This is a genomic window from Arthrobacter sedimenti (assembly GCF_042652025.1).
Classification (GTDB): Bacteria; Actinomycetota; Actinomycetes; order Actinomycetales; family Micrococcaceae; genus Arthrobacter; species Arthrobacter sedimenti.
In genome coordinates, this window is record NZ_JBHSDQ010000007.1 from 1 (window position 1) to 11,368 (window position 11,368).

General features: G+C 67.9%; 11 protein-coding genes and 1 pseudogene. 9 read left to right on the forward strand and 3 right to left on the reverse strand.

All coding sequences use genetic code 11. The features are described from left to right. Window positions 1-113, reverse strand: a pseudogene (locus ACFO0G_RS15395) (phage holin family protein); the annotation flags it as partial. After that, complete coding sequence (locus ACFO0G_RS15400) at window positions 113-1,120, reverse strand: hypothetical protein (protein ID WP_376978707.1); 1,008 nt, start codon at window positions 1,118-1,120, stop codon at window positions 113-115. The gene ACFO0G_RS15400 and the pseudogene ACFO0G_RS15395, both read right to left, overlap by 1 nt. Before the next feature lie 186 nt (window positions 1,121-1,306). Between ACFO0G_RS15400 and ccmD the strand changes: the two genes are divergently transcribed. Then, a complete protein-coding gene (gene ccmD, locus ACFO0G_RS15405) occupies window positions 1,307-1,966 on the forward strand; it encodes a heme exporter protein CcmD (protein WP_376978709.1) in 660 nt (219 codons plus the stop codon). 54 nt (window positions 1,967-2,020) lie between these two features. Here ccmD and ACFO0G_RS15410 read toward each other — a convergent pair whose 3' ends face one another. Beyond that, the gene (locus ACFO0G_RS15410) at window positions 2,021-3,061 is read right to left on the reverse strand and encodes an NAD-dependent epimerase/dehydratase family protein (protein WP_376978711.1); all 1,041 of its coding nucleotides are present in this window, start codon (window positions 3,059-3,061) and stop codon (window positions 2,021-2,023) included. Between the two features lie 148 nt (window positions 3,062-3,209). Between ACFO0G_RS15410 and ACFO0G_RS15415 the strand changes: the two genes are divergently transcribed. The 8 genes from ACFO0G_RS15415 to ACFO0G_RS15450 all read left to right on the forward strand — a co-directional run bounded on the left by ACFO0G_RS15415 (window position 3,210) and on the right by ACFO0G_RS15450 (window position 11,300). Beyond that, complete coding sequence (locus ACFO0G_RS15415; RefSeq protein ID WP_376978713.1) at window positions 3,210-4,169, forward strand: sigma-70 family RNA polymerase sigma factor; 960 nt, start codon at window positions 3,210-3,212, stop codon at window positions 4,167-4,169. Window positions 4,170-4,483: 314 nt separating this feature from the next. Beyond that, window positions 4,484-5,020: a D-glycero-alpha-D-manno-heptose-1,7-bisphosphate 7-phosphatase gene (locus ACFO0G_RS15420; protein ID WP_376978715.1), complete on the forward strand. Its 537-nt coding sequence runs from the start codon at window positions 4,484-4,486 to the stop codon at window positions 5,018-5,020. Next, window positions 5,020-6,108, forward strand: a complete 1,089-nt coding sequence (locus ACFO0G_RS15425) for a glycosyltransferase family 9 protein (protein WP_376978717.1) — start codon at window positions 5,020-5,022, stop codon at window positions 6,106-6,108. Before ACFO0G_RS15420 ends, ACFO0G_RS15425 begins: the two co-directional genes overlap by 1 nt. Further along, on the forward strand, window positions 6,105-7,139 hold the full coding sequence (locus ACFO0G_RS15430; RefSeq protein ID WP_376978719.1) for a glycosyltransferase: 1,035 nt from the start codon (window positions 6,105-6,107) through the stop codon (window positions 7,137-7,139). Before ACFO0G_RS15425 ends, ACFO0G_RS15430 begins: the two co-directional genes overlap by 4 nt. Beyond that, window positions 7,136-8,413 carry a glycosyltransferase gene (locus ACFO0G_RS15435; protein WP_376978721.1) on the forward strand — a complete coding sequence of 426 codons (1,278 nt, stop codon included), beginning with the start codon at window positions 7,136-7,138 and terminating at the stop codon, window positions 8,411-8,413. The genes ACFO0G_RS15430 and ACFO0G_RS15435 overlap by 4 nt, the downstream gene beginning before the upstream one ends. Before the next feature lie 56 nt (window positions 8,414-8,469). Then, window positions 8,470-9,135 (forward strand): D-sedoheptulose-7-phosphate isomerase, encoded by a 666-nt coding sequence (locus ACFO0G_RS15440; RefSeq protein ID WP_376978945.1) that lies wholly within the window; start codon window positions 8,470-8,472, stop codon window positions 9,133-9,135. Further along, window positions 9,132-10,538, forward strand: coding sequence for a PfkB family carbohydrate kinase (locus ACFO0G_RS15445; RefSeq protein ID WP_286401307.1), 1,407 nt, complete (start codon window positions 9,132-9,134; stop codon window positions 10,536-10,538). The genes ACFO0G_RS15440 and ACFO0G_RS15445 overlap by 4 nt, the downstream gene beginning before the upstream one ends. Window positions 10,539-10,583: 45 nt before the next feature. After that, entirely contained in the window at window positions 10,584-11,300 is a 717-nt protein-coding gene (locus ACFO0G_RS15450; RefSeq protein WP_286401309.1) for an SDR family oxidoreductase, read from the forward strand. Window positions 11,301-11,368 lie beyond the last annotated feature (68 nt).

Below are 11,368 nucleotides of genomic sequence, written 5' to 3' on the forward strand. Positions count from 1 at the left end.
CGCATCAGGGTGGACAGGTCCCGGGTCACATCACCAAACAGTTCACCCAGGGACGCGTTGTCCGCTTTCACATGCGCCGCACTGGGCGGCGGCTCAGGAATCTGGCTACTCATCACAGACCACCCGTCTGGCCACCCCGGGTGCGGTCCTGGGTGAGGGGATCGTTCGCCATGGGATCGTCAGCAAGCGCGCGGTCGCGCAGCGGGTCGTCGGACAGCTGGTTGCCGGACCAGGGTTCCTCCACCAGCTGCGGGCTGTCGAGTCCACTCGCCGGACCTGCGGCCTCGGGATAGCTGCTCCCTGCTGCGCCGCCGTCGTAACCTGCCGTGGTGGTGGCCGGAGCGGGGAGCTGGACCGGCGGTGGCGGAACGGTTCCACCGGCAACCGGGTAGGACTGGTTGTACTGGTCGCCGTATGTGGTGCCGGAATACTGGCCGGACAGGCCTGCGGCACCGGTGCCGGCAGAAGTGGTGGAGGAAGACTCCGGGGCTCCTGCGGTGAGGCCGCGGGTGAGGCGCCCGGCTAGTACGCCTGCGCCTGCGGCGAGGAGCAGGAAGGTGCCGGGGCGGTTGCGGGCAAAGCGCGTGACCTCGTTCAGGAGGTCACCGGGCTCGCGGTTCTCCAGCCAGGACGCCACCGTGGAGGTGCGCTCGGCCGCCTGCCGGACAAGGTCGCTGGCCACGCCCTGCTGGTCCGGGGCGCTGGCCATGCTGTGCAGCTGGCTGGAAATGTTGCGCATGCCTTCGGCAGCCTTCTGCTGCTGCGTGCCGGCCTGGCTGGTCAACCCGGACTTTGCCTGGTGCAGCAGGTCCTGCGCGTTGGCCTTCGCCTCCTGTGCCACGTTCGCGGCCTCACCCTTGGCCGTCTCCGCCACGCCCTGGGCCGATCCTTTGGCAGTCCGGGCTACATCGGCTGCTTCTTCCTTGGCTGCATCCTTGCGGGATGAACCAGAGGCGTCACCGGCGTGGGCGTCAGGGCTTTGGGCGTAGCCGGCCTGGCTCTCACCGGCGAGGGGAGCAGCGGTGGATGGGAAGGTGGCGGGCTCCCGCTCGCCGGGAATTCCTGTGCTGGCCGGAGGGGCCGTGTAAGCGGGATCCTCGGACCATTGGTTCTCTGTCATCTTCGCTCTCTTTCCAAGAAGGCCGGTTGTTGAATCAAGAACCAGCAATACTGGCCGTAAAATGATAAGCATGATTACTAATAAAAGATAAGTACCCTTGCTAAGCGAGTTATAACCGTTCCAAAAATGTCAGCCGGAATGGCGAGGGCCTGCCCGGTCACAACGAAGTGGAAAGTGGTGGGAAAAATGGATACAGCTCCATGGGTATGGGTGGTAGTTGCCGTAGTTGTGGTGGTTTTGATCGTGCTGCTGCTTCTGGCCGGAGGAAGGCGCCGGAAAGCCATGCAGCAGAAGCGGGACCAGGAGCACCGGGAAAAGGCTGCCGAGATCAGGCGTGAAGCCGAGAACATGGAAATCGACGCCCGCGAACGGGAGGCCAAGGCCATCCGGGCGCGTGCCGACGCCGAACAGGCCAAGGTTGACGCGGCGCGGCTGCAAAAAGAGGCTGAACAGCGCAGCAGCGAAGCCCAGTCCCTGCGTGGTGACGTTGCGAGCCATACCCGCAAGGCGGACGAGATCGACCCCGATGCCGGGGCGGACCGCAGCCCGCGCCATGACACTCCTGCCGGCCGCGACGCGGGGTACGTGGACGGTGGGCATGGGGACGCCGGATATCAGGATGCCGGCCACGTGAATGCCGACGAAAGGAACGCGGACCAAACGCACGCCGGGTATTCGAACATCGGACATTCCGACGAACATGGCCACGGCGCGCACCAGGAAGCCGCGGCTCCGGGTGCCAATGCGGAATTTCCTGAGGATGGATCCGGGCGCAGGCGCCACCCCGGGCCCGGGGACACCTCCATGGGGCGGGATGCGCGGGGCGACGGAAATCCGCGCATCTAGGTTCCCCGCTGTCCCGGCGGCGGGAATCAACCGCGGGATAGCTGCCGCAGAAGGTTAGGGTTTGCGCGGCTTGAGGACGGGGGAAGGGGCTGCCCCTTCCCCCGTCCCCATGCCCTGGAGGAGTTCCTTGACGGCGTCAATGGAGGATACCTTTGGTTCCCACCCAAGGATCCGCCGGGCCCGGCTAGTGTCCATGATGGGCGCACCGGCGGCCATCTCCACCCAGCCGGAATCGGTGGGCTGGATCCTTGCCCGCCAGGTCAGGGCGACTACGGCGTGGAGCAGCCGCATGGGGACGGGCAGTATTCTCTTTGCGCCGAGGATGCGGGCCAGTTCCTGGGGGTTCAGGACGGGCTCTGCGGCAATGTTGAAGGCGCCGCTGGCCCGCTGGTCCACCGCGCGCCAGTAGGCCTCCGCGACGTCGTCCGCATGGACTGCCTGGAAAACCAGGTTGTCCGGAGCCGGCAGCAGTGGAAGCCATGGTTTCCGCGGGACGAGCCGCGGAAAGACGTGTCCCAGGAAGTACCTGCCGATCTCACTTCCCGCCCGGCCCTGGAAGATGAGCCCCGGCCGGAGCCTGGCCACCGAAATGTCCGGGTGGGCGGCAGCGAACTCATCCAGCAGTCTTTCCTGCTCGGCTTTGTGCCGGCTGTAATGGGACCCGGCCATTCCGGTTGCCGGCCAGGTCTCGTCCCTGCGCGGATCCTTGCCGGCCTTGCTGTAGGCGCCCACGGAGGACGCGCAGACAACCTGTTTCACGCCCGCCCTGGCAGCAGCTTCCAGCAGGTTCTTCGTGCCGGTGACATTGGTCCTGTGCAGGAGGTCCAAATTGTGGTTTGGCTGAATTTGCCACGCCAGATGGACCACCGCATCGACGCCCAGGAGGGCATTCTCCAACTTCGGCCTGTCCTGCTCCAGGCCCACGTCCAGCGTGTGCCACTGCACGCCCACGTAGGGCTCCTGGGAAGTGTCGGGCAGCCTGCGGCTGATGCCCACAAGCTGCAGGCTGCCGGGCTTCCGGGCAAGCTGGCCCTGCAGGTTGCGCAGCAGGGCTGTTCCGGCATTTCCGCTGGCTCCGGTGATGGCGATGCGCATGGCAAAAACTCCTTGGCGGGTTGGTCCGGTCGCCGCTTACATCCCGAGCCTACAGCGGAGAAGGATTGTTTTATAAGCAACCTTATGATTTGCTGCTTCTAAGTCTTGCCGCAGGCTTTCGGAACCAGACCGAGGGAAACCAACACTCATGCCCGAATCCTTTGCCGCATTTGCCGTGGACGCTGCGCCCGTCCACCATCAACAGCCGGAACCGGCTCCACAACAAAGTCCCCCCGCCACCTCAGGACGCCTGCGGGAGACGTTCGAAAACGACCTGGTCCTGCGCTACCTGGACCTCGCCGAAGCCCTTGCCGCGAGGTTTGAGGCCCGAGGGAGGGAACGCGCTGACCTGAACCAAGTGGCCTACCTGGGCCTGGTGAAAGCGGCACGCGGATTCGACCAGGCGAAGGGTGAAAGCTTTCCCGCCTATGCCGCCCCCACCATCACCGGGGAACTCAAGAGGTACCTCCGCGACCGCACGTGGGTTGTCCGCCCTCCGCGTCACATCCAGGACCTGAGGACCCGGCTGTTCCGGGCAGAGCCTGAGCTGACCCAGTCATTGGGCCGGAGCCCAAGCGTTGCTGAGCTGGCCGGTGAACTGGGAACTGACCCGGCTGATGTGCAGGAGGCCATTTCGGCATCGAGCAGCATGCACCCGGATTCCCTCGACGCAGTAAACCCCAACTCGGACGCACCCTCCATCGGCGAAGTGCTGGCATGCCCGGAAACCCCGCTCGAGCGGCTTGAGGAACTCGCCTGCCTCCGGGACGCCATGCAGGACCTGGACGACTCGGACCGCGAGCTTTTGTACCGCCGCTACTTCTGCGAGGAAACACAGGTGCAGCTGGGAAAGCGGTTGGGCATGTCCCAAATGCAGGTGTCGCGCCGCTTGGCCAAGGTGCTGGTGGAACTGCAGCGGCGCCTGGAGGCAAGCGCCCAGTTCTCCCGGCCTGAGGATGCGGTTGGCACCGGAACCTCAACGCACGCCGGGCACGCTGACCGTATGGGCAGCCCGGTTGCGCAGTTCCGCCAGACCAGGAGCGCCGGGCACCAGGGCATGGCCCGCACCGGAGCCGGCCGCCGAATTGGCGGCACCCGGACCAGGTAGCAGCGGTCCAGGTAGCAGTAGTCCCTTCAGGACGCCCCCGGCAGTTTCCGCGACGGCGCAGCCGCTGATGACGGCGCAGTCCCTGACCACGCTGCCATCTCTTGCCACGGTGCAGCTAATTTCCGACGGCGGCACACGGCTTCAAAGGCGCCGGCACGGGCGTGCGTGGAGAGGCTGGAAAGAGCCCTGGAAGGAGCAGCCGCGGCAACCCGCTCCCTATCTTGCCTGTTCAAACCGATGTCAGAACCAGCTTCCACAGCCGAAAAAGCCTAGGGCGCTGTTTAGGAGCAGCAGCAGGAGGGAACAGGTTGGTTATGGGAAGCTCTGAAACCTCCAAGCTCCGGGCTGTCCTGTTCGACCGGGACGGGACCCTGGTGGTCGATGTGCCTTACAACGGGGACCCCGGCAAAGTACGGCCCGTGGCCGGCGCCAAAGCCGTGCTGGACAGCCTGCGGGCTGACGGCATCGCCACCGGCGTGATCAGCAACCAGTCGGGCATTGCCCGCGGACTGATCACGGCCGAAGACGTGGCAAAAGTCAATGCCCGCGTGGAAGAACTGCTGGGACCGTTCGACGTGTGGGAAGTTTGCCCCCATGCCGAGCAGGATGGCTGCGACTGCCGCAAACCTGCTCCCGGGATGGTGCACAGCGCCTGCCGCAAACTCGGGATCCTGGAATCCGAAGCCGCCCTGATCGGGGACATCGGTGCCGACGTGGGCGCTGCCGAAGCGGCCGGAGCCACCGGAGTCCTGGTTCCCACCCCCGTGACGCGCGCCGAAGAGGTAGCCGCTGCGCGGCTTGTAGCCCCGGATCTTGCTTCCGCCGTCGGACTGCTGCAGGGGACCGCCTGATGGGGCGCGTCCTGGTGGCCCGGCTGGACAGCATGGGCGATGTCTTGCTGGCGGGCCCCGCCGTCCGGGCAGTGGCCAACGGGCGGGCACAGTACGGCGGCAGCACCAACCACGTGGTGATGCTGTGCGGCCGGCAGGGTGAAGCTGCTGCCGCGATGCTGCCGGGGGTGGCAGAGGTTTACAGCTGGGACAGCCCCTGGATCATGAACCCGGCGCCCAGGATGACCGGCCCGCATGCCGACCGGCTGATCGAATTCGTCCGCAATTCCCGGATCACCGAAGCCGTCATCCTTACCTCCTTCCACCAGTCACCGCTGCCGCTGGCGCTGCTGCTGCGGCTGGCCGGCGTGGAGCGCATCACGGGGGCCTCAACCGACTACGCAGGCTCACTCCTGGACGTTCGCCTCAAGCCCGGCGAGGACTTCCCCGAAGACCAGCCGGAGGCGGAACGCGCGCTGGGCATTGCCGAGGCCGCAGGTTTCCGGCTTCCGGCCGGCGACGACGGGAAACTCCATGTCGGCTCCGTCCCCGACGTAACCGGCCTGGTAGGCGACGAACCCTACGTCGTGGTCCACCCCGGAGCGGCCGTCCCCGCAAGGGCCTGGCCCCCGCTGCACCATGCCGCCGCCGTCGAACTCCTCCAGGGCGCCGGGTACCGCGTGGTGGTAACCGGCGGTCCGGCGGAAAAGTCGCTGACCGCCACGGTGGCTGGCCCTTCTGCCCTGGACCTGGGCGGACGCACTGATCTTTCCACCATGGCGGGCGTCATGGCCGGCGCCGATGCCGTGGTCAGCGGCAATACCGGCCCGGCCCATTTGGCGGCCGCGGTGGGTACACCCGTCGCGTGCCTGTTTTCCCCCGTGGTCCCGGCCATCCGCTGGGCGCCGTATGGCGTGCCCTTGGAACTCCTCGGGGACCAGAATGCCCCCTGCCGCATGTCCCGCGCCCGGGTTTGCCCGGTCCCCGGCCACCCCTGCCTCGACTCGGTTTCGCCCGAAGAAGTGGTGGCGGCGGTGGAACGCCTGATCAGCGGGGTGAGTTCCTTCAGCACCCACGTGAGTACCCGTAGAAAGGCCCGCAACAGATGAGAATCCTGCTCTGGCATGTCCACGGTTCCTGGACGGACGCGTTTGTCCGCGGCCGTCATGAGTACCTGCTTCCCGTCCTGCCCGGAGGTGGGGCCTGGGGACTGGGCCGCGCCGGCAGGGACTGGCCGGAATTCGTGCGGGAGGTGGACCTGGCGACGCTCGACGCCGACTCCGTGGACGCCGTCGTCCTCCAACGGCCCGAAGAGATCGACGAAGTGGTCCGCGCTTTGGGACGCATGCCCGGCGTCGACCTTCCGGCGGTATTCGTGGAACACAATACGCCCAAGGGTAACTTCCCGAACATCAGCCACCCGCTCGCTGACCAAAAGAGCATCCCCCTTGTGCACGTCACCCACTTCAACCGGCTGGCCTGGGACAACGGCTCCGCTCCCACCACCGTGATCGAGCACGGCATCCCCGACCCCGGGCAGCTCTACACCGGCGAACTGCCCGAACAGGGCGTCGTGATCAACGAGCCCGTCCGCCGCGGCCGCGTCACCGGAACTGACCTGCTGCCGGGCTTCGCTTCTGTGGCGCCGCTGCAGGTGTTCGGCATGAAGACGGACGGCCTCGCGGAAGCCACCGGAATCGAAGCATCACGGCTGACGGCCCGGGGAGACCTGAAAACCCTTGACCTGCACCGGGAACTGGCCCGCTGCCGGGTCTACGTCCACCCGATGCGCTGGACCTCGCTGGGCCTGTCCCTCCTGGAAGCCATGCATCTGGGTATGCCGGTGGTGGTGCTCGCAGCCACGGAGGCGCCGCGGGCAGTGCCGCAGGAAGCCGGCATCGTTTCCGCGGACGTCGACGAACTGCTCCGTTGCGCGGCGCGGCTGGTTGCTAATCCGGATGAGGCCCGACGGCGGGGACTTGCCGCCCGTGAGGCGGCGCTGGAGCGTTACGGCCTGGGCAAGTTCCAGGACCGCTGGGATGAGCTCCTGGCGGACCTGCGGAGCCGGCCCCGGCACTCCGACAACGAACGTCCGGACGAGCGGATCCTCGTTCCGGCGCGGGAGAGGAAGACCCCATGAAAATCGCAATGATTTCCGAGCACGCCAGTCCGCTGGCGGCACTGGGCGGGGTGGATGCCGGCGGGCAGAACGTGCACGTTGCCGCGCTGTCAGAAGCCCTTGCCAACCGGGGCCACCACGTCACCGTCTATACCCGCAGGGACGCAAAGGAGCTCCCCGGGAGGGTACGGGTGGGACGCCGCCTCGCGGTGGTCCACGTAGACGCCGGGCCTGCCCGGCACGTGCCCAAGGACGAACTGCTGCCCTACATGGGTGAACTCGCCGACGGCGTGGCCAGCGACTGGGGCCAGCAACCGCCGGACGTGGTCCACGGACACTTCTGGATGTCCGGCCTGGCCGCCCTGGACGCAGCCCGGCGGCCGGACACCGGCTACCGGGTGCCGATGCTGCAGACGTTCCACGCGCTGGGAACCGTCAAGCGCAGGCACCAGGGTGCGGAGGACACCAGCCCGGAGGCACGCCGCTGGCTGGAACCGGGCGTGGGACGCTCCGCGGACCGGATCATCGCCACCTGTTCGGACGAGGTCTTCGAGCTCAAGGCCATGGGCATCGCCACCAACAAGATCTCGATCGCACCCTGCGGTGTGGACCTTGGCTTCTTCTCCCCGGACGGTCCTGCCGCTGCCCGGAAGCGCCGCTACCGGATCCTGTCCGTGGGACGGCTGGTGCCGCGCAAGGGCGTGGACCTGGTGATCCGGGCCCTCCCGTACCTCAAGGCCGCGGGATTCGAAGACGTTGAACTCCTGATTGTGGGCGGCGGCGGGGACTCGAACGTGATGCACGCCGACCCGGAAATCCGCCGCCTCCTGGACCTTGCCGCCGAACTCGGCGTGTCCGAACAGGTAACGCTGCAGGGCCAGGTCTCCCGGGCTGAGATGCCCGGCATCTTCCGCAGCGCCGACGCCGTGGTGTGCGCACCCTGGTACGAGCCCTTCGGCATCGTGCCGCTCGAGGCCATGGCCTGCGGCGTGCCCGTGGTGGCAGCCGCCGTGGGCGGGCTCCGCGACACGGTGGTGGACCACGCCACCGGCCTGCACGTGCCGCCCAAGGACCCTGAAGCCATCGCGTCGGCCCTGTCGCTGCTGCTGGAAAACCCAACCCTCAGGACCAAGCTCGGCCAGGCCGGCGAGCGGCGTGCCCGCACCCGTTACTCGTGGGACCGGGTGGCAGCGGAAACCGAAAAGGCCTACCAGCTGGCCGTGGCCGGCGTCCAAAAAAGCGCCCAGGCGGGCGCTCCGGCCGGCATCGTACCGATGGAAGGAGCCGCACTGTGACTGCCGAATCATCCCTGCGTGAATCAAGCCTGCGCGAAGCAGACCTCCGCACACTGATGGTGCCGCCGGCGCTGCCTGCGGTGCTCCCGGGAGCCACGTTCGTGGACCCCGCCAGTGCGGACGCCGTCCGCACGCACCTGGACAACGTGCTTCCGGCGCTGGACTCGCTGCGCAGCCAGTCCGGCCGGCTTGCAGCCTGGGGTGTGGAGCTGGCCCAGCGCCTCCTTCGCGGCCAACGGCTCCTGGCGGCCGGAAACGGCGGATCGGCCGCGGAGGCGCAGCACCTGACCGCCGAATTGGTGGGCCGGTTCGACTCCGAGCGGGTGCCCTTCTCCGCCATCTCCCTGCATGCCGAGTCGTCCGCCGTCACCGCGATCGCCAACGACTACGGGTACGACGACGTCTTTGCCCGGCAGGTGCGGGCGCACGGCCGCTCGGGCGACGTGCTGATGCTGCTGTCCACCAGCGGCAAGAGTCCCAACCTGCTGCGGGCCGCGGAAGCTGCCTCCCGCCTCAACGTGACCACCTGGGCACTCACCGGCTCCGGGCCCAATCCCTTGTCGGAAGCCTGCGACGAAGCCGTCATGGTGGACGCCCTGAACGCCAACGCCCAGGAAGGACACCTGATCGCCCTGCATGCAGTGTGCCGCGCCTTCGACCTTGAGGTGGCCCGGCACACCCACTCCCTGGGCACCGCGGCGGCAAACGGAGGCCGGCGATGAGGATCGTCGTCGTGGGCGACGTCATGCTCGACGTCGACCTTTCCGGTGAGGCCACCCGGCTCAGCCCTGATGCCCCGGTACCCGTGGTGGACGTCTCCGGTGTCCGCCGCCGCGCCGGCGGTGCGGGCCTGGTGGCGCGCATGCTGGCCCAGGACGGCTGGCCGGTCACCCTGGTGACGGTCCTGGGGGATGACGACGCCGGCAGCCAGTTGCGCGCGCACCTCGGCGGGGTGCGGCTCGTGGCGGGCAGCAGCGGCTATCCTTCCCCGGTCAAGACCAGGGTGCGTGCTGGTTCCCATCCGGTGGTCCGTTTCGACCAGGGCTGCGAGAAAACCCCTGTTCCCGACGTCAGCCCCGCCATGCTCCGTGCCGTGGAGAAAGCCGGCGTGGTCATCGTTGCCGATTACGGCAGGGGACTGGCGGCCAACCAGCAGCTGCGGGATACGCTCGCACGGCTTGCCGGTACTGTGCCCATCATCTGGGATCCGCACCCCTCGGGGCCGGAACCCGTGCCGGGCGTCGCAGTCGTGACTCCGAACATTTCCGAAGCCACCAAGGCCGTGCAGTCCGGAGCCGGCGGCCTTCCCGACTCCGATGACCCCGCGGCAGCCGTAGCGGAGGTCCTGTTGCAGCGTTGGCGCAGCCAGGCCGTCCTGGTGACGAAGGGCGAGGAAGGGGCCCTCCTGCTGCAGCAGGGAGAGGCCGCTTCCCGCGCCGTTCCCGCGCCACGGGTGGAAGCCGGCGACCCCTGCGGTGCCGGCGACCGGTTGGCGGCCAGCCTTGCAGTGCACCTCCTGGCCGGACGCGACCTGCCGGAAGCGGCCGCGCTGGCAGTCCACGACGCCGCGGATTTCCTGGCGGCAGGGGGCGTCTCGGCATTGCCGGAGACCGATCAAGCCGATGCTGCCGCCGGCAAGCCCAGGCCCACGCCGGTCCCGGCCCGGCGAACCACCGAGCCGCTGCTGCTGGCCCGTTCGGTGCGCGAAAGCGGCGGAAAGGTGGTGGCCACGGGTGGTTGCTTCGACCTGATCCACGCCGGCCACATCCGGTCCCTTGCAGCAGCCCGCGAACTGGGGGACTGCCTCATCGTGTGCCTGAACTCCGACGACTCGGTGCGGCGGCTGAAGGGCCCGCAACGTCCCATCATCGGCCAGCACGACAGGGCGGAACTGCTCCTGGCCATGGAATGCGTGGACGCCGTGATGGTCTTCGACGAGGACACCCCCGAGGCAGCGCTGGACCGGCTCCGCCCCGATATCTGGGTCAAAGGCGGCGACTACAAAGGCGCCCGCCTCCCCGAGGCGGACCTGGTGGAAAGCTGGGGCGGACGCTGCCTCACCGTCCCTTTCCACCCCGCCCGCTCCACGACAGGCCTGGCCGACGCACTCGCCAAGGTCAGCTGATCCTGACTACTTCGCAAACTTGTTTTCCCCATTGAAAGGAACACCATGACTGCAGAACCAACTGCAACTGCCTCCACCACGCCCGGCCGCGTCCTGGTAACGGGAGGTGCCTCCGGACTGGGGGCCGCCGTCGTCGAAGCCGTCCTCCGGTCTGGTGGCACCCCGGTGGTCCTGGACCGCGACATCAGCAGCGTCTCCGGCGTGAAGGCGTTCGAAGTGGATGTGGCGGACCGCGCCGCCGTGGAGCAGGCCGTGCGTGAAGCCGCGGAGACCCTGGGCGGCCTGGACGCGGTGGTGACGGCGGCCGGGATCGACCGCTGCGGCAAGCTCGCCGACGTCGAAGCCACCGAATGGGAAAAGGTCATCGGGGTCAACCTGATGGGCACCGTTTCCACCGTGCGCGCGGCGTTGCCCTACCTCAAGGAAACCCACGGCCGGGTAGTCACCGTCGCCTCCACCCTTGGCAAGCGCGCCGTGGCCGACGCCACCGCCTACTGCGCCTCCAAGTTCGGCGTTGTGGGCTTCAGCCACGCGCTCGCTGCGGAAACCGGTGGCGAAATCGGCGTGACCACCATGATCCCCGGCGGCATGAAGACGCGCTTCTTCGATGACCGGACGGAGCAGTACAAGCCGCAGGATGATTCCCGGCTCAACGACCCCGCCAACACTGCGCAGGCCATCCTGTTCGCCCTCAACCAGCCCACCGGCTGCGAGGTCCGCGAAATGCTGATCTGCCACGAGGAAGAAGGCTCCTGGCCCTAAGCCGGAACCGGCCGCACCACCTGCTGTGGCCGCACCCAACTGGTGCGGCCACAGCAGGACCACCAGCA

Excerpts from the sequence above, each read along its gene's own strand:
- ccmD (WP_376978709.1), top strand. The coding sequence starts at position 1,307 with ATGGATACAGCTCCATGGGTATGGGTGGTAGTTGCCGTAGTTGTGGTG.
- ACFO0G_RS15445 (WP_286401307.1), top strand. The coding sequence starts at position 9,132 with ATGAGGATCGTCGTCGTGGGCGACGTCATGCTCGACGTCGACCTTTCC.
- ACFO0G_RS15450 (WP_286401309.1), top strand. The coding sequence starts at position 10,584 with ATGACTGCAGAACCAACTGCAACTGCCTCCACCACGCCCGGCCGCGTC.
- ACFO0G_RS15435 (WP_376978721.1), top strand. The coding sequence starts at position 7,136 with ATGAAAATCGCAATGATTTCCGAGCACGCCAGTCCGCTGGCGGCACTG.
- ACFO0G_RS15425 (WP_376978717.1), top strand. The coding sequence starts at position 5,020 with ATGGGGCGCGTCCTGGTGGCCCGGCTGGACAGCATGGGCGATGTCTTG.
- ACFO0G_RS15420 (WP_376978715.1), top strand. The coding sequence starts at position 4,484 with ATGGGAAGCTCTGAAACCTCCAAGCTCCGGGCTGTCCTGTTCGACCGG.
- ACFO0G_RS15410 (WP_376978711.1), bottom strand. The coding sequence starts at position 3,061 with ATGCGCATCGCCATCACCGGAGCCAGCGGAAATGCCGGAACAGCCCTG.
- ACFO0G_RS15400 (WP_376978707.1), bottom strand. The coding sequence starts at position 1,120 with ATGACAGAGAACCAATGGTCCGAGGATCCCGCTTACACGGCCCCTCCG.
- ACFO0G_RS15415 (WP_376978713.1), top strand. The coding sequence starts at position 3,210 with ATGCCCGAATCCTTTGCCGCATTTGCCGTGGACGCTGCGCCCGTCCAC.
- ACFO0G_RS15430 (WP_376978719.1), top strand. The coding sequence starts at position 6,105 with ATGAGAATCCTGCTCTGGCATGTCCACGGTTCCTGGACGGACGCGTTT.
- ACFO0G_RS15440 (WP_376978945.1), top strand. The coding sequence starts at position 8,470 with ATGGTGCCGCCGGCGCTGCCTGCGGTGCTCCCGGGAGCCACGTTCGTG.